The organism is Mixta sp. BE291 (assembly GCF_031457955.1).
In the GTDB taxonomy this organism is placed as follows: domain Bacteria; phylum Pseudomonadota; class Gammaproteobacteria; order Enterobacterales; family Enterobacteriaceae; genus Mixta.
In genome coordinates, this window is record NZ_JAVDXN010000009.1 from 11,958 (window position 1) to 34,189 (window position 22,232).

The 22,232-nt window shown below is 53.6% G+C and carries 15 protein-coding genes; 9 read left to right on the forward strand and 6 right to left on the reverse strand.

Annotated features, from left to right (window positions below; all coding sequences use genetic code 11):
• Positions 1 to 8: 8 nt before the first annotated feature.
• Together argB and argC are read right to left on the reverse strand one after the other, a co-directional pair.
• Positions 9 to 785, reverse strand: coding sequence for an acetylglutamate kinase (gene argB, locus J2X14_RS17675; protein WP_352412491.1), 777 nt, complete (start codon positions 783 to 785; stop codon positions 9 to 11).
• Positions 786 to 798: 13 nt separating this feature from the next.
• Positions 799 to 1,803: an N-acetyl-gamma-glutamyl-phosphate reductase gene (argC, locus tag J2X14_RS17680; protein ID WP_352412492.1), complete on the reverse strand. Its 1,005-nt coding sequence runs from the start codon at positions 1,801 to 1,803 to the stop codon at positions 799 to 801.
• 177 nt (positions 1,804 to 1,980) lie between these two features.
• Here argC and argE point away from each other — a divergent pair, with 177 nt between their 5' ends.
• Both argE and ppc read left to right on the forward strand, forming a co-directional pair.
• Positions 1,981 to 3,129, forward strand: coding sequence for an acetylornithine deacetylase (argE, locus tag J2X14_RS17685; RefSeq protein ID WP_352412493.1), 1,149 nt, complete (start codon positions 1,981 to 1,983; stop codon positions 3,127 to 3,129).
• A 243-nt stretch (positions 3,130 to 3,372) separates the two neighbouring features.
• The gene (gene ppc, locus J2X14_RS17690; RefSeq protein ID WP_352412494.1) at positions 3,373 to 6,024 is read left to right on the forward strand and encodes a phosphoenolpyruvate carboxylase; all 2,652 of its coding nucleotides are present in this window, start codon (positions 3,373 to 3,375) and stop codon (positions 6,022 to 6,024) included.
• Between the two features lie 155 nt (positions 6,025 to 6,179).
• Here the strand turns inward: ppc and metF are convergent, their stop codons facing one another.
• Positions 6,180 to 7,082, reverse strand: a complete 903-nt coding sequence (gene metF / locus J2X14_RS17695; RefSeq protein WP_352412495.1) for a methylenetetrahydrofolate reductase — start codon at positions 7,080 to 7,082, stop codon at positions 6,180 to 6,182.
• 524 nt (positions 7,083 to 7,606) lie between these two features.
• Here metF and J2X14_RS17700 point away from each other — a divergent pair.
• The 4 genes from J2X14_RS17700 to J2X14_RS17715 all read left to right on the forward strand — a co-directional run bounded on the left by J2X14_RS17700 (position 7,607) and on the right by J2X14_RS17715 (position 14,000).
• The gene (locus J2X14_RS17700; protein WP_352412496.1) at positions 7,607 to 9,334 is read left to right on the forward strand and encodes a type I secretion system permease/ATPase; all 1,728 of its coding nucleotides are present in this window, start codon (positions 7,607 to 7,609) and stop codon (positions 9,332 to 9,334) included.
• A gap of 29 nt (positions 9,335 to 9,363) precedes the next feature.
• A complete protein-coding gene (locus J2X14_RS17705; protein WP_352412497.1) occupies positions 9,364 to 10,707 on the forward strand; it encodes an HlyD family type I secretion periplasmic adaptor subunit in 1,344 nt (447 codons plus the stop codon).
• A gap of 2 nt (positions 10,708 to 10,709) precedes the next feature.
• On the forward strand, positions 10,710 to 12,074 hold the full coding sequence (locus J2X14_RS17710) for a TolC family outer membrane protein (RefSeq protein WP_352412498.1): 1,365 nt from the start codon (positions 10,710 to 10,712) through the stop codon (positions 12,072 to 12,074).
• Positions 12,075 to 12,242: 168 nt separating this feature from the next.
• The gene (locus J2X14_RS17715) at positions 12,243 to 14,000 is read left to right on the forward strand and encodes a polyurethane esterase (RefSeq protein ID WP_352412499.1); all 1,758 of its coding nucleotides are present in this window, start codon (positions 12,243 to 12,245) and stop codon (positions 13,998 to 14,000) included.
• 34 nt (positions 14,001 to 14,034) lie between these two features.
• Here J2X14_RS17715 and J2X14_RS17720 read toward each other — a convergent pair whose 3' ends face one another.
• Both J2X14_RS17720 and metB read right to left on the reverse strand, forming a co-directional pair.
• Entirely contained in the window at positions 14,035 to 16,470 is a 2,436-nt protein-coding gene (locus tag J2X14_RS17720) for a bifunctional aspartate kinase/homoserine dehydrogenase II (RefSeq protein WP_352412500.1), read from the reverse strand.
• A 3-nt stretch (positions 16,471 to 16,473) separates the two neighbouring features.
• Complete coding sequence (gene metB / locus J2X14_RS17725) at positions 16,474 to 17,634, reverse strand: cystathionine gamma-synthase (RefSeq protein ID WP_352412501.1); 1,161 nt, start codon at positions 17,632 to 17,634, stop codon at positions 16,474 to 16,476.
• Between the two features lie 281 nt (positions 17,635 to 17,915).
• Between metB and metJ the strand changes: the two genes are divergently transcribed.
• Positions 17,916 to 18,233: a met regulon transcriptional regulator MetJ gene (gene metJ, locus J2X14_RS17730; RefSeq protein WP_038629044.1), complete on the forward strand. Its 318-nt coding sequence runs from the start codon at positions 17,916 to 17,918 to the stop codon at positions 18,231 to 18,233.
• A gap of 92 nt (positions 18,234 to 18,325) precedes the next feature.
• Here the strand turns inward: metJ and rpmE are convergent, their stop codons facing one another.
• Positions 18,326 to 18,538, reverse strand: a complete 213-nt coding sequence (rpmE, locus tag J2X14_RS17735; RefSeq protein ID WP_085069375.1) for a 50S ribosomal protein L31 — start codon at positions 18,536 to 18,538, stop codon at positions 18,326 to 18,328.
• A 217-nt stretch (positions 18,539 to 18,755) separates the two neighbouring features.
• Here rpmE and priA point away from each other — a divergent pair, with 217 nt between their 5' ends.
• Entirely contained in the window at positions 18,756 to 20,951 is a 2,196-nt protein-coding gene (gene priA, locus J2X14_RS17740) for a primosomal protein N' (protein ID WP_352412502.1), read from the forward strand.
• Between the two features lie 229 nt (positions 20,952 to 21,180).
• Complete coding sequence (cytR, locus tag J2X14_RS17745) at positions 21,181 to 22,206, forward strand: DNA-binding transcriptional regulator CytR (RefSeq protein ID WP_352412503.1); 1,026 nt, start codon at positions 21,181 to 21,183, stop codon at positions 22,204 to 22,206.
• Positions 22,207 to 22,232 lie beyond the last annotated feature (26 nt).

Genomic DNA, 22,232 nt, shown 5'->3' on the forward strand with positions numbered 1-22,232 from the left:
TTTTTACTTTATGCGTGAATCCGGGTGCCGATAGACACACCGTTAAACAGAGAAGGCAGCTGCTCAGCGTGACGCCAGCTGGCGATATCGACCGGACGCCCCAGCGTCCGCGCCGCATCCAGAGCCGCATGCACTTTGACAATCATGCCATCGGTAATAATGCCCTGCGCGATCAGCTGTTCCGCTTTCGCCGCCGTCATTTCAGCAATCCGCTGGCCTTTGCCATCCAGAATCCCGCTGACGTCAGAGAGTAAAACCAGATCCGCGCCCAGGGTGGCCGCCAGCGCCGTGGCCGCCTGATCGGCGTTAACGTTCATTAACTGGCCCGCTTCGGTAATACCGATGGAGCTGACAACCGGCATATAACCTGCCTGCAGCAGCGTATTCAGCAAGGCAGGCGAGCCCGGCAGCGCATTACCTACGTGACCCAGCTCGTCATCAAACGGTGCAACGTTCGCCATACCGCCGTCGCCCAGACAGAGTCCTACCGCCTGAATATGATGTTTCTTCGCCCAGGCCAGCAGCATTTTATTGGCGGTGCCCGCCAGCGCGCCGGTGATAATGTCGATCTGATCGGCGGGCGTCACGCGTAAGCCATTTTTCTTCTGTACCGGCAGCGCCAGCTTTTTCATCAGTTCGTCGACCAGGCAGCCGCCGCCGTGAACGATCAGCAGCGGGCGCTGATGCGCTTCCCGATAGGTCACCAATGCCGTAAACAGACGCGCCAGCGCTTCTTCGCTATCCAGCAACACGCCGCCCAGTTTGATAATTAATGGAGTTGTCATCGTGGTTATCCGCTTAAATAAGTGACTGGGTTTCCGGGAAACCGAAACGAATATTGAGGCACTGCACCGCCTGCGAGGCCGCGCCCTTCAACAGATTGTCTTCCGCCGCCACCACAATCAAGTGCTCATCCTGTACCGCGAAGCCGATATCGCAAAACGGCAGGCCAACCACCGATTTCAACGCCGGTACGCCCTGCTCATAAAGACGCACCAGCGGCTTATCCTGATAGGCGTTATGGAAAGCTTCGGCGACATCGTCGCGACTGACGCCCGGCTGCAGGCGACAGGTAATGGTGGCAAGGATGCCGCGCGGGAAATTCCCCAGATGCGGGGTAAAAATAACCGGCACGCCAAGATGCGCGACGATTTCAGGATGGTGGCGATGATTAAAGATGCCGTAAGGTTGCAGGCTCACTTCACAGAAGCTGTTGTTGATGCTGGCTTTGCGTCCGGCACCGCTTACGCCGCTGGTGGCGTTAATCACCGGCCACTGCGCATCATTCAGCAAGCCCGCTTCAATCAGCGGTTTTAGCGCCAGCTGTGCGGCGGTGGGATAGCAGCCGGGCACCGCGATCAGCTGCGCCTCTTTGATAGCGTCATGCTGCCACTCCGCCAGGCCGTAAACGGCCTTATCCAGCCATGCCGCATGCTGATGGCTAAAACCGTAATAGCGCGTATAAAAATCAGCATCGTTAACGCGGAACGCGCCGGAGAGATCAAACACCACGCAGCCCGCCGCCAAAAACTGCGGAGCCAGATCGTGGCTTACTTCATGCGCGGTGGCCAGGAACACCACATCCACTTTGTCGGCCCAGACTGAGACATCGCTCAGCGGCTCCAGCGGCAGATCAAGGATCCCTTTTAGCTGCGGATGCAGGTCGGAAAGACGTTTTCCGGCATCCGGGCTTTGCGCTGAAACCGCTAAAGCGGTTATGTTCATATGCGGATGACGATTCAGGAAGGTCGCCAGCTCAACGCCAGCATAGCCACTGGCACCTACAATCAGCGTATTCAACATCAGGCTGTATACCTTTTACAGTCAGTCAGATCCGGTGTGCAGCCGTGTCGCCGCGCGCCCATGAAGTTTAACGTCAGTCAGCGGGTTAATTCATTTCCCATCCCGCGCACGTTATTGTATTTTTATTCACTATTAATGCATGAATATTGATACATCCTAACTCAAGGACCGTCAACAGTGAAGACAAAATTACCGCCATTTATCGAACTTTACCGCCAGCTGATAGCCACGCCATCCATCAGCGCGACCGACAGCGCGCTCGATCAGAGCAATGAAAGTTTAATCACTCTGCTGGCGGGCTGGTTTCGTGATTTAGGGTTCAGTGTGGACGTTCAGCCGGTGCCGGGCACGCGGCATAAATTTAATATGCTGGCGAAAAGCGGCGCGGGTGCGGGCGGCCTGCTGCTGGCTGGGCATACCGATACGGTGCCCTTTGATGACGGGCGCTGGACGCGCGATCCCTTTACCCTCGCCGAGCATGACAACAAGCTGTACGGCCTTGGCACGGCGGATATGAAAGGGTTCTTCGCTTTTATTCTTGATACGCTGCGTGACACGGATATCAGCACGCTGAAAAAGCCGCTCTATATTCTTGCCACGGCGGATGAAGAAACCACTATGGCAGGCGCTAAATATTTTGCTGAGTCCACCACGCTGCGTCCCGACTGCGCGATTATTGGCGAGCCGACGTCGTTGAAACCGGTGCGGGCGCATAAAGGCCATCTCTCTAACGCGATTCGCATCGAAGGGCAATCGGGACATTCCAGCGATCCGTCACGCGGCGTTAATGCTATTGAGCTAATGCATGAATCAATCGGCCATCTAATGCAGCTGCGTAATACGCTAAAAGAGCGTTATCACCATGACGGCTTCGCTATCCCTTATCCCACCATGAATTTTGGTCATATCCACGGCGGCGACGCGGCAAACCGCATTTGCGCCTGCTGTGAGTTACATATGGATATTCGTCCGCTGCCGGGCCTGACGCTGACCGATCTGGATGAACTATTAAATGAGGCGCTGGCACCGGTGAGCATGCGCTGGCCGGGCCGATTAACGGTGGCTGAGCTGCATCCGCCGATTCCGGGCTATGAATGTCCGCGTGAGCATCAGCTGGTGCAGGTGGTGGAGAAGCTGCTGGGTACGCCAACCGAGGTGGTGAATTACTGTACCGAAGCGCCCTTTATTCAGCAGCTCTGCCCGACGTTGGTGCTGGGGCCGGGATCGATTAATCAGGCGCATCAGCCCGATGAATTTATCGATATGGCATTTATCAAGCCGACGCGCGCGCTGATCGGTCAACTGGTTAACCATTTTTGTTACTGATTACCATTATTTGGGGCAATTCACTGCTAAAACGGTAAATTGCTCCCGCAAAGTTTCAACTTTGCCGATAAGAATAACTTATCCCACTCCGCTATGATTAAATTTCTTAATTTACCAGTAGTTAGCGACATTAGGCGGCATGTTTTACGCAATTGACGAAAGATAAGTTACATGGCTAGATAAAAGGCAGTGTTATGCCCGCAAGGGTGAAAATTAAAAGACAAGAAGGGTGTCAGGGGTCATATGAACGAACAATATTCCGCAATGCGAAGTAATGTCAGTATGCTCGGCAAACTGCTCGGGGATACAATTAAGGATGCGCTGGGAGAAAACATCCTTGATCGGGTGGAAACCATCCGCAAACTCTCCAAGTCATCCCGTGCGGGAAATGAGACTCATCGTCAGGAGCTGTTAACCACCTTACAGAATCTTTCTAATGATGAATTACTGCCGGTCGCGCGCGCTTTCAGCCAGTTTCTTAACCTGACTAACGTTGCGGAACAATTCCAGACCATTTCCCCTAACGGCGAAGGCGCTAACCACCCTGAGCTGATGAAAAAAGCGTTTGAGCGCCTGAAGCAGCAGCCTGACCTGAACGAAGCGGATATCCGCGCCGCGATTGAATCGCTGTCGCTGGAGCTGGTGCTCACCGCCCATCCCACGGAAATTACGCGCCGCACCCTGATTCATAAGCTGGTTGAGGTGAATACCTGCTTAAAGCAGCTCGATCACAACGATATCTCTGACTATGACCGCAACCAGATCATGCGTCGTCTGCGTCAGCTGGTCGCGCAGGCCTGGCATACCGATGAGATTCGTAAATATCGCCCTTCCCCCGTTGATGAAGCGAAATGGGGCTTTGCGGTAATAGAAAACAGCCTGTGGGATGGCGTGCCCAATTTTCTGCGCGAACTGAACGAACAGGTTGAAGAAACGTTCGGCTATACGCTGCCGGTGGATTTTGTTCCGGTGCAGTTTACCTCCTGGATGGGCGGCGATCGCGACGGTAACCCCAACGTTACCGCTAATATCACTCATCATGTGTTACAGCTAAGCCGCTGGAAAGCCGCCGATCTTTTCCTGCGCGACATTGGCATTTTGGTCTCTGAGCTATCGATGTCGGAGTGTACCGAAGAGCTACGCGAGCTGTGCGGCGATCCACAGGCGCTGGAGCCTTACCGCGAAATTCTAAAACGCCTGCGTACGCAGTTGATGATCACGCAGGCTTACCTGGAGCGCCGCCTGAAAGGCGAGCGCCTGCCGCGCCCGGAAGGGCTGCTGATTTCCAACGATCAGCTGTGGGATCCGCTGTATGCCTGTTACCAGTCGCTACAGGCGTGCGGCATGGGCATTATTGCCAACGGACAGCTGCTTGATACGCTGCGCCGGGTGAAATGCTTTGGCGTTCCGCTGGTGCGCATCGATCTGCGTCAGGAAAGCACGCGTCATACCGAAGCGCTGGCGGAAGTCACGCGCTACCTCGGCCTCGGTGATTACGAAAGCTGGTCTGAAGCGGATAAACAGGCGTTCCTGATCCGTGAGCTGAACTCGAAACGCCCGCTGCTGCCGCGTCAGTGGGAGCCGAGCGCAGAGACGCGCGAAGTGCTGGAAACCTGCCGCGTAGCGGCGGAAGCGCCGCGCGGCTCCATTGCTGCCTATGTTATTTCGATGGCGAAAACGCCTTCCGATGTGCTGGCGGTGCATTTGCTGTTAAAAGAAGCCGGTATTCCTTTTGCACTGCCGGTCGCGCCGCTGTTTGAAACGCTGGACGATCTGAATAACGCCAATGATGTGATGTCGCAGCTGCTCAGCATCGACTGGTATCGCGGCTTTATTCAGGGCAAGCAGATGGTGATGATCGGCTATTCCGATTCAGCCAAAGACGCTGGCGTGATGGCCGCCTCCTGGGCGCAATATCAGGCGCAGGACGCCCTGATTAAAACCTGTGAAAAAGCGGGCATCGCCCTGACGCTGTTTCATGGACGTGGCGGCACCATTGGTCGCGGCGGCGCACCGGCACAGGCCGCGCTGCTTTCCCAGCCGCCGGGCAGCCTGAAAGGCGGGCTGCGCGTCACCGAACAGGGAGAGATGATCCGCTTTAAATATGGCCTGCCGGAAGTCGCCGTCGCCAGCCTGTCGCTCTACACCAGCGCGATACTCGAAGCGAATCTGTTGCCGCCGCCGGAGCCGAAAAACGAATGGCGCGAGATGATGAATCAGCTTTCTGAAACCTCTTGCGCGATCTATCGTGGTTACGTGCGTGAAAACCCGGACTTTGTGCCCTACTTCCGCTCTGCCACGCCGGAACTGGAGTTAGGCAAGCTGCCGCTGGGATCGCGTCCGGCTAAGCGTCGTCCTACCGGCGGCGTTGAGTCGCTGCGCGCGATCCCATGGATTTTCGCCTGGACGCAAAACCGTCTGATGCTGCCCGCCTGGCTGGGCGCGGGCGCGGCGCTACAGCAAGCGATGGATGAAGGCCATCAGGATCGGCTGGAAGCGATGTGCCACGGCTGGCCATTCTTCTCTACCCGCCTCGGCATGCTGGAAATGGTTTTCTCCAAGGCTGACCTGTGGCTGGCGGAGTATTACGATCAGCGGCTGGTTGACGCTTCGCTGTGGCCGCTGGGTAAACAGCTGCGCGATCGGCTGGAAGCGGATATTAAAGCGGTGCTGACCATCGCTAACGATTCGCATCTAATGGCCGATGAGCCGTGGATTGCCGAATCCATCGCCCTGCGTAATGTCTATACCGATCCGCTTAACGTTCTGCAGGCCGAGCTGCTGCACCGTTCGCGAGCGCAGGAAGCCAAAGGGGAAGATTCGGACCCTTGCGTTGAACAGGCGCTGATGGTCACCATCGCTGGCGTGGCGGCGGGGATGCGCAACACCGGTTAAGTAACATGCGTTACATCGGATAATAAAAAAGGGAGCCATTAACGGCTCCCTTCTTTCATCAACAATCCCTCTGCTGGCGACAAGCCTGATAACCTCAAAGCGGCTTATCCCGCCGGGCTTCTGAAAAAAAGCGCGGTAACCCAAGCCGTCTTTTATCAGGCAACCAGCTGCGCGGCCGGACGCACGCCCAGCGTATGACAAATGGCATAGCTCATTTCAGCGCGGTTTAGCGTATAGAAGTGGAAATCCTTTACCCCTTCACGGCTAAGAATCTTCACCATATCCATCGCCACGTTCGCACCGACCATTTTGCGCGTTTCAGGATCGTCATCCAGGCCAGCAAACATGCTGTTCATCCAGCCCGGCACACGTACGTTCGTCATGGTGGCGAAACGCTGTAGCTGCTTAAAGTTAGAAACCGGTAAAATCCCTGGCACGATCTCGACATCAATGCCGGTGGCGACACAGCGGTCACGAAAACGCAGATAGCTTTCCACATCAAAGAAAAACTGGGTAATCGCGCGGTTGGCGCCCGCATCGATTTTACGTTTCAGGTTAATCAAATCCGCCTGCGCGCTTTTCGCTTCCGGGTGGACTTCAGGGTAAGCGGCGACGGAAATATCGAAATCGCCCACCTCTTTCAGCAGCGCAACCAGATCGGTGGCATACATATCGGGCTTGCCGCCGCCCGGTGGCAGATCGCCACGTAGCGCCACGATATGCCGAATACCGTTGTTCCAGTAATCCTGAGCGATGGTGCGCAGCTCATCGCGCGTGGCGTCAACGCAGGTCAAATGCGGTGCCGCTTCCAGCCCGGTGCGCTCTTTAATGCCTTTAATAATTGAGTGGGTACGATCGCGTTCGCCGGAATTCGCGCCGTAGGTGACGGAAACGAATTTTGGCTTCAGGCTGCTAAGCCGATCAATAGAGCTCCATAGCGTTTCTTCCATTTCACTGGTACGCGGCGGAAAGAACTCAAAAGAAACATTAATCCGCCCGTTCAGTTCTGCCAGGCTCTGGTTCAGCGCTTCGCGCTGGTTGGCGTGAAAGAAACTCATATCCGCTTACCTTATCAATCGCTTAGGGGGATGGTGCGTCAACACCGCTCCAAACATCTATACGTTTAGACGTCTACATATCCACAAGATGCTATCTGCTCAACTTTTTGTCAATCGAAAAGCTGTATCTGATCAATGAAATTCTTTCACGGCAACATGAATAATTAACAACATTATCAGCAACCCTGTCGCCCATAAATATAAAGAAGGAATTTTCCTTATTAGCAAATTCCTAAAATTTAATTTCTTTCATTATTTTAAAGTGTTCGTTTAATTAAAAGAGATTGAATGTCCGATAGGAAATTTTTTATTGATCGTATCAAGAAAATAATTTAGATTGCATCAATGAACATTTTTCCATCTGAGCATCAGCGATTAGCCATTGATAATGGTATAAAATTTCATAAGTAAAATTCACCACATTCATTTAGTCAATCACTGGGAAATTGATTGCCATTAACATTGCCACTATCCTCTATGGGCCTGTTTTCAACATGCAGATATAGCATCAGGGAAGAAGCAGCATGCCAGCACTATCTGGGTTAACCTTCATCAGAAGTATATTTAAAAACCATAAGAAATCACTGTGGTGTATAGCACTGTTCTCCGCAATTATTAACATAATGATATTGTCTCCATCTGTTTATATGCTGCAGGTATATGACCGGGTATTACCATCGCGCAATGAAATGACCTTGATTATGCTAACCATTATCGTTGTTGGCATGTTAATCATTATCGCCTTTCTGGAATATTGCCGCAGCATGATCGCAATTTATGTCAGCGAAAAAATTGACTGCGATTTAAGTAATGCTGTATATCAGGCGGCTTTTGCCGCTAATATCAAGCAGCAAAATAAGGATGCGTCCAATTATTTAAGCGATGTGACAACTATACGTCAGTTCTTTACAGGCAACGCCATTTTTGCCTTTCTGGATGCTCCCTGGTTTCCCTTTTTCATCCTGGTTATCTTCTTTTTTAATCCCTGGCTTGGGCTTTTTTCGCTTGTAGGGTCGGGCTTATTGATCGCTCTGGCGGTGGTTAACCAGCAACTCACTAAAAAACCCTTAACGGAAGCGGGCAAAACCGCTTATCAATCGGCGAATATCGCCGGAACGAATTTACGCTACGCGGGTACTATCGAAGCGATGGGTATGCTGCCCGCTTTTCAGCGCCGCTGGTGGGCCTTGCATGAAAAGTTTATTCACTTACAGCAATGCGCCAGCGAATACAGCGGCCGCATAACCGCTTTAACACGTTTCACCCGCATGGCCTTACAGTCTCTGATTTTGGGCCTGGGGGGTTGGCTGGCGATTAGCGATCAGATCACGCCCGGTATGATGATTGCCGGTTCTATTCTGCTGGGCCGCGCGCTGGCACCGATAGAACAGCTTATTGGTGCCTGGAAGCAATGGGGAAATACGCAAAGCGCGCTGCTCCGGCTGGAGACACTGCTAACCCGCTATCCCGTCCCGGCGGAGAAAATGCGCTTTCCCGCTCCTCAGGGCAGGCTCTCCGTTGAGAACGTTTCGCTCCATGCGGCACAGGATGAAAACGTTCATATTCTTGACCAAATTAGCTTCACGCTGGAGGCAGGAGATATTCTCGGCGTCATCGGTTCCAGCGCTTGCGGAAAAAGCACGCTTGCCCAGTTGCTGGTAGGGATACGGCCCGTTAGCAGCGGCGCAATCCGCATTGACGATGCCGATATCAACCACTGGGATCGGGCGCAGCTGGGGCCAGCTATCGGTTACCTATCACAGGAGGTAGAGCTGTTCGCCGGCACTATTGCTGAGAATATTGCTCGCTTCGCCGATATTGATGCGGAACAGATGATTGAAGCGGCGAAAAAAGCAGGTATCCATGAAATGATCCTCCGCCTGCCCGCTGGTTACGACACACCGTTAGGAAATGGCGGACTCGGATTATCAGGCGGTCAGAAACAGCGTATCGCCCTGGCGCGGGCGCTCTATGGTTCACCGAAGCTGCTGGTGCTGGATGAGCCTGACGCCAGCCTGGATGACACCGGCATGGTCGCGCTGGCGCAGGCGCTGGCCGCTTTGCGCAAAGAGAAAACAACTATCGTGCTGATCACCCACCGCAAGCAGCTGCTCTCGTTAACCAATAAATTGTTAATGATGCATAGCGGCAAGATTCAGCTGTTGGGTGAGACTCGCCGCGTGGTGCAAGAGCTAACAAAACAATTTGAAGCAGGAAAGAACATTAATCAAAACCAGCCCGCGCCGCATTAAAATTTGTCAGCTAAAGGATTAGCTCTTCCATGGATAAAATAGATCGTTCGAATACATTACTTTTATCAGGTGATGAGAAGAAAAGAGCAACAAATAAAGAGCATTACTTTCAATGGTTAGGTCTTGCCACTATTTTCGCAGGCTTCTTTGGTTTCTTGTTGTGGGCCGCCATCGCGCCTTTAGATAAAGGCGTCACCGCGCCAGGTACGGTAACGGTCACCGGTAATCGTAAAGCCATTCAGTCGCCGGGCAACGGCATCGTCGAAAAAGTCTGGGTTAAAGAGGGTAATATTGTTGAGGCTGGCGCTACGCTGATTGAATTAAGCCGCACCCAGATTCAGGCGCGTTACGATCAATATCGTGATAAATATTTAACCGCGCTGGCGACTCACGCCAGGCTACAGGCAGAACAGAGCGGCAGCGGTCAGCCTCAATTCCCGGCACTCCTGCTTAACGAAGCGTGGCGCGCCCAGGGCGATGCGATTATAGGGCTGCAACAAGCCCTGCTACAGGCGCGTAGAGAGGCTTTAGCCAGCGAAATCAGCGTCAGCCAACATACGCTTACCGGCCTGCGCTATCAGACAGAGAGCCTGCAAAACTCACTGGCCCTACGGCGAAAACTCAACCTGAGTTTACAGCAACAGCTTGCTGATATGCGTCCACTGGCTAAGGAGAATTATCTACCGCGCAACCGCTATCGGGAACTGGAGAGACAGCAGCATGAAACAGAAAGCCAGATAGCGGAACTCAACGGGCAGATAAAAATTAACCGGGAAAAAATAAAAGAAACTGAACAGCATATTAAAAAAATTGTGGCGGAATACCATAAAGATGTCAGTAACCAGTTAGCTAAAACCACAATAGACGTTGACGAACTACAAAAGAATATGGAGATTGCCCGTTACGATCTTGATAACACCCGAATAGTTGCTTCCACCTCAGGCACGGTAATGGCGCTTAATACGCTTACGCCGGGCAGCGTCCTTTCAACAGGCGAAACCCTGATGGAGATTGTTCCTCAGGACACGCCGCTTATTATCGAATCGCAGATTGGCCCGGAACTTATCGATAAAGTTTATGCAGGCCTGACGGTTAATATGATGTTTACCGCATTAAATCAAAATAAAACGCCGGTTATTCCAGGTTACGTCAAACTGGTGTCGCCTGACAGACTGGTAAATAAAAATAACGGTGAGCCTTACTATCACATTCAGGTTGCCGTTTCTGAACAGGGTCGGCAACTGTTACAGAATGCGGATATACGACCTGGCATGCCGGTCAGCATATTGATAAAAACCGGCTCACGTTCCCTGCTGAGCTATCTGTTTAAGCCCGTTCTGGATCGCGTTCAGACGGCATTAACAGAGGAATAATCATGAACACAAAAATCATCGGCTCATTCCTTTTTTATGCGTTATGTAGCCTGCCTGCACATGCATTAAGCATGGTTGATATTTATGCCCTCGCACAACAAAAAGACCCTGCCATTCAGGCTGCAATGCAGGAAAAACTTGCCGGGGAAGAAGATGTCAATATTGGCCGGGCAGGATTGCTGCCTACCGTTTCCCTTTCATGGCAAAGCGGCTTAAAAAACTGGCAAACCAGTGAAACAGAGCAGAGCAAAGGATTATTCAGCAAGGAAACGCACCGGGTCACCACCCGAAGACAATATCAGTCACAAAGCGGTTCAATTATGCTGAAGCAACCTCTGTTTAATTATCAGGCATGGGCAGGTTACCAGAAGGGAAAAGCACAATCGCTGATGTCAGAGGCTAACTGGCGCGCCAGCTTTATGGATCTGGCGGTCAGAGTGATCAACCGTTATCTGGACGTGATGGCCGCGCAGGATAAAGTCATGCTGGTTGATGAACAGCAGGCAGCATATCGTCAACAGCTCAGACAAAACCAATTGATGCTGGATTCAGGCGAAGGGACGATTACAGAGGTAATAGAAACGGAGTCTCGCCTGTCGCTTTCAGCAGCGGAACGGATGGTAGCGCTGGATGAGTTGTCGGCTGCGCAACATGAGCTGGAAAGCTTGATTGGGCAGCGTATCGAGTCGCTTTCCCAGCTTGATCGATTAACGCCGGGAAATTTTCAGCCGATCGCGTTGGTTCCGGCAGGTTTTGAGCAGTGGCAACAGCTTGCGCTTCAGGATAATGCTGAGCTGGCGGTATCCCGACAGCAGCTAAGAGTGAATCATTATCAAACCGAACAGCAGCGCGCGGGCTTTTTCCCACAGGTCGAGCTGTATGCTTCACACACTATTAATCACTCCTCCAGTGACAGTACGATTAACCAACGTCACCAGACAAATAGTATCGGCATTCAGTTAAATTATGCTCTGTTTACTGGCGGACAGAGTAGCGCAACATTAAGGCAGTCCAGCGCTTTATATAATAAAAGTAAATTTGAACTGGAAAAAGATACCCAGACTGCCCTTAATAACCTGCACATTTTTTTCAATCGATGCCATAACGCACAGCAGCGCCTGACGGCCTACCAACAGGCGGTTCAATCCGCCACGCTACAGATAAAAGCGGTTCAGCAAGGCATTATCGCAGGCATGCGGACTAATCTTGATCTGCTTAATGCTGAGCGTCAATTATTTAATGCCCGTCTCGATCTGGAAAATGAGAAATATAATTATCTCCGCGCCAGGGTAAAGCTGCTTTACCATTCTGGACAGCTGGCGCCAGATAAGATGGCCGAAATAGCGGGCTACTTCACCAGGCAATAGCTGTTTCGCGGCAAAAAGAGTTTTCAAAAGTCACAGCGCAAAATAATTATTCATTATTATCGGTCGTTTTTATCAGCGGCCGATCTTCTTTACCGTTATTACCAGCGGTAATAAACCGTCCTTAATGAAAAGGGCTTTTAAATAAACACGATAGCAAAAGGATTATAAATGGCTATTTTTGACTACCAGGGATCACAGAATAAATCATTAATTAGTGATGCCTTAACGCTGAACGCTTACAGCACGGAGCTGGCAGGTTTTACTTTAGATAAATCATTTCAGCAACGTAGCGAGGAAAGCGGCTGGAAAGTTTTGAATGCAGAGGATTTATCCTACACGGGCGCGTTTGACCAGCACAATATTTTCAGTGGAGAGAATGCTTTTTACTGGTCAGCGCAGGTAAACGTTTTTGGTAAATATAATGAAGCAGGAGAATTAGTCTCTATTGGTGTTTGCTATTGGGGAACGGGCGATGTTAAAGACTCACCTAACGCCGATGCAAATACACAGCAAGATGGTCTGCACGATATTCTCATCGCGCTGAGCAGTGAATTTACCGAAAGTTATGTATCAAACGCTTTTGGCGATCTGTTAAGCTGCGTTGCCCGCTTTGCCACAGAAAATGGGCTTACCGGCAAAGATGTTCTGTTCAGTGGCATGAGTCTTGGCGGGATGGCGGTGAACAGCACGGCGATGGCCTCGGCAAATAATGAGTGGGACGGTTTTTATGAAGACGCTAACTATATTGCCATCTCCTCGCCTGTCCAGAATACCGCTGATGATAAAGTCCTGAATCTTGGTTGCGAAAACGATCCTGTCTATCGCGCAATGGAAGGTACAACCGTTAACTTCCCTGATTCTTTATTTGTTCATGACAAGCCGCTGGAGAGCTGTGTTAATAATCTGGTGATATTTAATGATTATTATGCTTCCGAAGATTTCACCATATTTTCGATTGCGGGTCAGATGTGGGGAGCATGGGCAGGACATGATGCCGTTAACTATGTAGAGGGTTTACAAAGCGTTCTTAATTCCATTTATTATAATTTTACCGATAAAGACTCTACGGTTATTGTTTCCCGCATGTCAGATGAAATGCGAGCAACCACCTGGGTAAAAGACCTCAACCACTTCGCTGAAGCTCATGAAGGCCCGACCTTTATTCTTGGCTCAGAAAAAGCTGACCTGATTGAGGGCGGTAAGGGTATGGATTATCTGGAGGGCTTTGGCGGTAATGATATCTTCAGGGACGCAGGCGGCTTTAATGCAATTGATGGCGGCGCTGGCTACGATCTGTTTGATCTGCAGGGCGAAATCAGCAAAACCTCTATTGCTCACCTGGGCGGCGGCACCTTAGCGATTAAAGGTGCCGATGGCGGCGTAACCATCATGAATAACGTCGAAGCGATAAAAGAAACCTACTGGTTCCTTTTCCAGGACAAATATATTACCTATGACGTGACCAGCGAAGGCCTGGCCGTGGACGGCAAAATCGCCCTTAACTATGCCAACTCGGTTCATGGCAGCGAACAAAAATCCAGTGAGATCTTCGCGCCGGAAAACGGCGGGTTCTACACCAACCAGACCAGTTGGCTGGTCGGTACCGGTCAGGACACCACCATGCACGGCTCAACCAGCAGCGATGTGTTTGTTTGTCAGGGGGGCAATGACACCATTTATACCCATGGTGGTGACGATACTATCCTGTTCGCCAGTGAGAATATTGGTAACAACACCGTTTATGGTTTCGGTAAGGACGATAAACTGGCCTTTATGGGCAACAAAGAAATTACCGCCAACGGTAACTATCTCGATTACCTCACTGAGTGTGAAGAGGGTGTGCAGTTTACCTGCGACGGGGGCAGCGTCCTGCTTGTGGGCCTGACGCTCGATCAGGTGCATGAAAGTCAGTTCGTGCTGGCATAAAAACAACGGGTGGCGCAGGCCACCCGTTTTAACATTACAGCAGCTGCGCCAACCGATTGATATCAGACTGGATCGCGCCCGCCGTTACATCGCGTCCGGCACCCGGCCCGCGAATCACCAGCGGATTATCGCGATACCAGCGGCTCTCGATGGCAAAGACGTTATCGCACGGTAACAGCGCCGCCAGCGGATGTTCAGGCCGTACCGCTTCGATGCCAACGCGCGCCTTGCCATTGGCGTCAAAACGCGCGACGTAGCGCAACACCAGCCCCAGCTCCTGCGCCGCTTCCAGACGTTGAAGCATCTGTTCGTTAAGCGCATCGCTGTTTTCAAAGAAATGATCCACCGAGCCGGTTTCACAGCCCGCTGGCACCAGCGATTCGACGCGCACCTGATCCGGTTCGATATCGTAACCCGCTTCACGCGCCAGAATAACCAGCTTACGCATCACATCCTGACCGGAAAGGTCAACGCGCGGATCTGGCTCGGTTAATCCCTGCTGCCAGGCCTGATCCACCAGCTCGCTAAACGGCACCGTGCCGTCAAACTGCAGGAACAGCCAGGAGAGCGTGCCGGAGAAGATGCCGCTGATAGAGAGAATACTGTCGCCGCTTTCGCGCAGATCGCGCACCGTATGGTTGACCGGCAAACCAGCGCCCACCGTGGCGTTATATAGCCACTGACGGCCGGTTTTCGCAAATGCGTCACGAATCTGACGCCATTGCGCGCTGCCTGACGCGCCAGCGACTTTATTGGCGCTGATCACATGGAAACCGTGGCTGGCGAAATCAAGATATTGCTGCGCCAGCGCTTCGCTGGCGGTGACATCCAGCACCACCAGGTCATCATAAGGATGCGCCCGCATCCACAAAAACAGCGACTCTTCATCCTGCGCAATCGCTTCATCTTCAAAGAAGGCCAGCGCCCGGCTGGCATCCAGCCCCTCATAGCTCAGCAGGCTGCGGCGGCTGTCCACTACGCCCGCCAGCACAAACTCAAAACCAGTGCGGGCTGAAAGGTTTTTCTGCTCGCGGGCAAACAGCTCCAGCCAGCGCGAGCCGATATTGCCTTTGCCAAACAGCACCAGGCCAAGGCGTTTTTCCGCCCGGAACAGCGACTGATGCAGTCCCTGTACTAAATGTTCGGTTGGGCCAACGCGCAGTACCGCCACCAGACTGATTTTATCTTCCGACTGCCAGATAAACTCTACCGGCTGATCGTTGATCTGCTGCCAAAAACGATGACTGTGCAGCGGGTTACGACTGACGCCCGCGCCAACCAGCGCCACCAGCGCCAGCCCTTCCCGCAGCTGCAAATGGCCCGGCAATCCGGCATCCTGCAACAGGGCGAAAACGCTGTTAACCACTTCGGAGGTGTAACAGAGCTGAATCAGGTTGCGATCGCTATGCACGCCCATCGCCAGCGGACGAATCTGCGCGCGCTTTAACAGGTGATCGACTTCTTTATGCAGCGCGGCGAAATCGTGCTGGGCAGAGACTTCAATATCGATCAGGCAGACGTCATCATGACTGGTCACAATGCGCGCGCCGGTGCCGGAAGCCAGCACGCGTTCGATGCGCGTTGAGCCCTGCTCCGGCTGATAGCTACAGCGCAGCTGGAGATCGATATCGCTGTTGGAAACCGGCTGTAGCGTGCGGGCATGCAGCACCGGTGCCGCCAGACGCGCTAACTCGCTGGCTTCATCCAGCCGCAGCAGCGGCAGCAGGCAGGCATCTTTGACTTTACGCGGATCGGCACTGTATACCCCGGCGACATCGCTCCAGATGGTAACGCGGCTGACGCCCGCCAGCGCGCCGATTTGCGTGGCGGAATAGTCAGAACCATTGCGCCCCAACAGCACGGTTTCACCAGCATCATTGCGACAGATAAAGCCGGTGACCACCAAACGCTGATGCGTATGCTGCGCCATCAGCTGCTGCAACAGCGGCCAGGATTTCCCTTCATCGACCTGCGGCTGCGCCGCGCGTTCGGCACGCAAAAACTCGCGCGCGTCCAGCCAGCATGCGTCTAAATCGCGCTGCTGTAACACCGCCGCCATCAGGCGCGCCGACCAAATCTCGCCGTGCCCGACCACTTCGGCATAAACCGCATCGGTAATGTGGCCATCCAGCAACCCGGCCAAACGCTCCAGATCATGAATAAAGCGGCTCAGCAACGGCTGAGCTAGCTCCGGCGACAGCAGCCCGCTGATCAGCTCGGACTGATAACGACGCAGGCTCTGCTGCACCTGATGCGCCGATAAGCGATCGTTCTGGCTGAGCTTCAGCCAGCTGATCAGCTGGTTAGTGGTGCTGCCAGCAGCTGACACCACCATCAAATCACCCGGCTGACTGTAATCCGCCATAATGCCTGCGACGCGCTGATAACAGCTAACATCGGCAAGACTGCTGCCGCCAAATTTATGCAGTTGCCTGCTGTGCGACGCGCCCGCTGCGGCTGAAATACTCATCTCTTAATCCTCGGCTGCCAACCGGAATGCATTATCCAGATCGGCGATTAAATCTTCGTGATCTTCTATCCCAACCGACACGCGCAGTAAGGTATCAGAAATACCTGCCGCCGCACGCGCTTCTGCCGACATCCCGGCATGCGTCATGGTTGCGGTATGGGAAATCAAACTTTCCACTCCCCCCAGCGACTCCGCCAGGGTGAATAATTCCAGCGCTTTCAGGAAACGACGCAGGCGCTGTTCATCGCCATCAAGCTCAAAACTTAACATGGCGCCAAAGCCGCGCTGCTGACGTACCGCATGCTGATGGCCTGGGTTTTGCGGCAGCGAAGGATGATACAGTTTTTTCACCAGCGGCTGCTGCTGCAAATAATCCACAATCGCCAGCGCATTACGCTGCGCCGCCGCCATACGCGGACCTAAAGTACGCATGCCGCGCAGCAGCAGATAGCTGTCGAACGCCGAGCCGGTAACGCCAATATTATTGGCCCACCAGGCCAGCTCCGTTGCCAACGCTGCATCTTTGGCAATCACCGCGCCTGCAACCACATCAGAATGGCCGTTAAGGTATTTGGTACAGGAATGCAGCACCAGATCGGCACCCAGCGCCAGCGGGTTTTGCAGAGCCGGACTTAAAAAGGTGTTATCCACCACGCTAATCGCACCGGCGGCGCGCGCGGCCTGACAAATCGCCGCGATATCCACTACGCGCAGCAGTGGGTTGCTGGGGCTTTCCACCAGGACCAGTTTCGGCTGTTCAGCCAGCGCCGCCTGCAACGCTTCGGCATCACTCTGATCGACAAACTTAACGCGATAGGCGCCGCGCTTGCTTTGGCTGTCAAACAGACGATAGCTGCCGCCGTAGCAGTCATGCGGCGCAACCAATAGATCGCCAGGCTTCAGAAACAGCGTACAGACCAGATGAATCGCGGACATCCCGGTGTTGGTCATGACCGCGCCAGCGCCGCCTTCCAGCTCAGCTAATGCCCGCTGCACAACATCACGCGTTGGATTACCACGGCGTGAGTAATCATGAGCGCGAGGCTGATTAAAATCGGTGAAGTTATAGGTGCTGGAAAGGTGAATCGGAGGGACAACGCAGCCATACTGTTCATCATCATTCAAACCGCTGCGCACTGCGATGGTTGCCTGTTTACGCGTCATAGTGCTTACTGTTTCCTGAAAGACCCGAAAAGAAGGCTAACAGGATAACACCCCGCCACTGGACGTCAATACATCTGGACATCTAAATGTCTTTGCGTATAGATTGAGCAAAGATGCAATACCCGCTAAAATTGCAGTGAATTGCCTTTAACTGCACACGCACTCCATGTAAAAGCGGCAAAGTTACCGATTAAATGCTGACTTTGATTAGTGAGGCGTGAAAATATCGGGCATAATTGGCTGATTTTCGACAATTTAACTTTTAATAATTAAGGTAACTCATGGCTGAATGGAATGGCGAATATATCAGCCCTTATGCTGAGCACGGTAAGAAGAGCGAGCAGGTCAAAAAAATTACCGTGTCTATTCCGCTGAAAGTATTAAAAATCCTGACAGATGAACGTACGCGTCGTCAGGTGAATAACCTGCGTCATGCGACGAACAGCGAGCTGTTATGCGAAGCATTCCTGCATGCGTTTACCGGTCAGCCGCTGCCGGACGATGTTGACCTGCGTAAAGAGCGCAGCGATGAAATCCCGGAAGAGGCGAAAAAGATTATGCGTGAGCTGGGTAAAGATCCCGATACCTGGGAATATTAATACGCTGTTTGTTACGCATAAAAAAACCCAGCCGAAGCTGGGTTTTTTCTTGCATCCGCTCCGTGAAAAACCGGTAGCGTCTGCCGGGAAACTTATTTGCTGCCCGGAATGCTGAAGCGTTTGTTGAAGCGCTCAACACGACCACCGGTATCAACAACACGCTGTTTGCCGGTGTAGAACGGGTGGCATTTACCGCACACGTCCAGGTTCAGATCGTGACCCACTGTAGAGCGAGTTTTGATCACATTACCGCAAGAACAAGTTGCAGTAATTTCAACATACTTAGGATGAATACCTTCTTTCATGGGGTAACCTCAGTAAAGGCCGTGTCGCTCTCCCGCGCCAGGCAAAAACCTGCGCCGGCACCACACGCGGATTGAACATTCAGGTGATTTTTGATGCCTTATTCCGCATCAAAGGCGGCGAACTATACAGAAAATAACCGCGCAATGCAATCGAATCCGCACATTTATGGCTACACAGTGTACACTACGCCGTTCAACTCTTTTTACGGATAACGTCATGCCCGTTGCTCAGGTCGCGCTGCCCGTTCCGCTCGCACGCCAGTTTGATTACCTGCTTCCCGCTCATCTGCACCCGGTGCCTGGCGGGCGCGTTCGCGTACCCTTTGGTAATCGCAAGGCGATCGGCATTGTTGTCAGCGTCAGCGAACACAGCGATCTGCCAGACGAACAGTTGAAAAGCGTGCTGGAGGTGCTCGACAGCGAATCGCTGTTTCCCGCTTCTCTCTGGCGCATTCTGCACTGGGCCGCCGACTATTATCACTATCCGCTGGGCGAGGTGCTGTTCCATGCGCTGCCGGTGCTGCTGCGCCAGGGGAAACCGGCGCAGGAAACGCCGCTCTGGCAATGGTTTATCACCGAACTGGGGCGGGAAACCGCGCCGGAAAGTCTGAAGCGCGCGCCAAAACAACAGCAGGCACTGGCCGCTTTACGCCAGCAGCCGCTCTATCGCCATGAGATCGCTCAGCATGCGCTGGCGGACGCGGCGCTACAGGCGCTACGCGCCAAAGGCCTGTGCGACCTGCGCGAGCATCTGCCCGCCCGCCAGGACTGGCGTGCGCATTTTGCCGTAAACGGCGAGCGGCTGCGGCTGAATACCGAACAGGCATTAGCGGTAGGCGCGATTCGCAGCGAGGATGAGCAATTTGCGCCCTGGCTGCTGGCCGGGATCACCGGCTCAGGCAAAACGGAAGTCTATCTTAGCGTGCTGGAGAATGTGCTGAGCCGTGGACGTCAGGCGCTGGTGCTGGTGCCGGAAATCGGCCTGACGCCGCAAACCATTGCCCGCTTCCGGGCGCGTTTTGCGGCGCCGATCGATGTGCTGCACTCTGGCCTGAATGACAGCGAACGCATGGCGGTCTGGCTGCGGGCGCGGCAGGGCGAAAACGCCATTGTGATCGGCACCCGTTCCGCGCTGTTTACCCCTTTCGCCCGTCCTGGCGTCATCATTATCGATGAAGAGCATGACAGCTCTTATAAACAGCAGGAAGGCTGGCGTTATCACGCGCGCGACCTGGCGGTGTTCCGGGCACGTGAAGAAAATATTCCGATTGTGATGGGTTCGGCGACGCCCGCGCTGGAAACGCTGCATAACGTGCAGAGCGGCAAATATCGCCAGCTTAATCTCAGCAAACGCGCCGGTAATGCCAGCCAGGCGACGCAGCAGCTGATCGATTTAAAAGGCGTGCAGCTACAGGGAGGGCTGTCGCCCGCGCTGATTCAGCGCATGCGCCTGCATTTACAGGCTGACAATCAGGTGCTGCTGTTTCTTAACCGCCGTGGTTTCTCGCCTGCGCTGCTCTGCCATGACTGCGGCTGGACCGCCGAATGTCAGCGCTGCGATCACTACTACACCCTACACCAGCAGCAGCGCCAGCTACGCTGTCACCATTGCGACAGCCAGCGTCCGGTGCCGCGCCAGTGCCCGCAGTGCGGCTCAACGCATCTGGTACCGGTAGGGCTTGGCACCGAGCAGCTGGAGCATAATCTGCAAAGCCTGTTTCCGGGCATTCCGCTGTCGCGCATTGACCGTGACACCACCAGCCGCAAAGGGGCGCTGGAGCAGCATCTGGCCGATGTCTTTCGCGGCGGCGCGCGTATCCTGATTGGTACGCAGATGCTGGCGAAAGGGCACCATTTTCCTGATGTCACGCTGGTTTCGTTGCTGGATGTGGATGGCGCGCTGTTTTCGGCCGATTTCCGCGCGGCGGAACGCTTCGCTCAGCTCTATATCCAGGTGGCCGGGCGCGCGGGGCGTGCCGGAAAACAGGGGGAAGTGCTGCTGCAAACGCATCACCCTGAACATCCGCTGCTGCAAATTTTACTGCATCAGGGCTACGACGCATTTGCCAGCCAGACCTTAAGCGAGCGTCGCAGCGTGCAGCTGCCGCCCTTTACCAGCCACGCGCTGTTCCGCGCGGACGATCATGATAATCAGCAGGCGGCGGCGTTTTTACATCAGCTGCGCAATCTGCTGGAAGCCAGCCCGCTGCGTGATGAGCCGTTGTGGATTATGGGGCCGGTGCCCGCGTTGCTGGCCAAGCGTGGCGGGCGCTATCGCTGGCAGCTGTTGCTACAGCACCCTTCCCGCCTCCGGTTACAGCAGCTGTTAAAAAGCAGCCTGCCGCTGATTTCGACCTTGCCGCTGTCGCGTAAGGTCAAATGGACGCTGGATATTGACCCAACGGAAAGCTAACCGTAACGCTCTGGTAAGCTTGCTGCGCCTGAAAGCTCACCGTTCTCTGCATGAAGGTTTGCGAGCTGGATCGAAAAACCTCGAATAAGTCACAGTTTCCATGCAATTTAGGTAACAGCACCTTATACAATCTGTTAGAAATGTGATGGCCGTCAGCTTTAACCGCAACAAGCGCAGCAGACGACATATCAACATCCTACTTATTCAGGCTGGCGTAAGGAGATAAGCGTTGGAGCAGAACCAGGAGTCAACGGCGGCTACGATGAAAGATGTGGCTGAGCGCGCGGGAGTATCAACCGCTACCGTATCCCGCGCACTGATGAATCCTGAAAAGGTTTCAGCCATCACCCGCCAAAAGGTTGAGCAGGCGGTCATCGACGTCGGCTACTCTCCTCATGCTCTGGCGCGCAATGCCAAACGCAGCGAATCACGCACCATTTTGGTGATTGTTCCCGATATCTGCGATCCCTTTTTCAGCGAAATCATTCGCGGCGTCGAAGTCACTGCGGCGGCCGAAGGCTATCTGGTGCTGATTGGCGACTGCGCCCATCAGAACCAGCAGGAAAAAACCTTTCTGAGCCTGATGCTGACGCGTCAGATTGATGGCATGGTGCTGCTGGGCTCGCGCGTGCCTTTCGATACCGGCGTAGAAGAGCAGCGCGCATTACCGCCAATGGTGATGGCGAATGAGTTCGCGCCCGATCTGGAGCTGCCTACGGTACATATCGATAACCTGACTGCCGCCTTCGAGGCGGTCAATCATTTGTGGCAGTTGGGTCATCGCCGCATCGCCTGTATTGCTGGCCCGGAAGAGATGCCGCTCAGCCATTATCGTTTGCAGGGCTATATTCAGGCGCTACGCCGTCATGGTCAATCCATCGAGCCACGCTATATCGTGCGCGGCGACTTTACCTTTGAAGCCGGAGCCGTGGCCTTTAAGCGGCTAATGGCGCTACCGCAGCCTCCTCAGGCGCTGTTTTGCCATAACGACATTATGGCGCTGGGCGCGATGTCGCAGGCAAAAAGCATGGGCCTGCGCATTCCGCAGGACATTTCTCTGGTTGGCTTCGATGACATTGAGCTTTCACGTTACAGCGATCCGCCGCTGACCACTATCGCGCAGCCGCGCTTTGCGCTGGGACGGGAAGCGATGCTGCTGTTGCTGGAACAGCTGCAGGGCCGCACCGTCAATAACGGCTCGCGTCTGCTGGAGTTCGAACTCAAGCTGCGCGGAAGCACAATACACGCCAGTTAAGCGTTCCAATGATGCCAATCGGACAG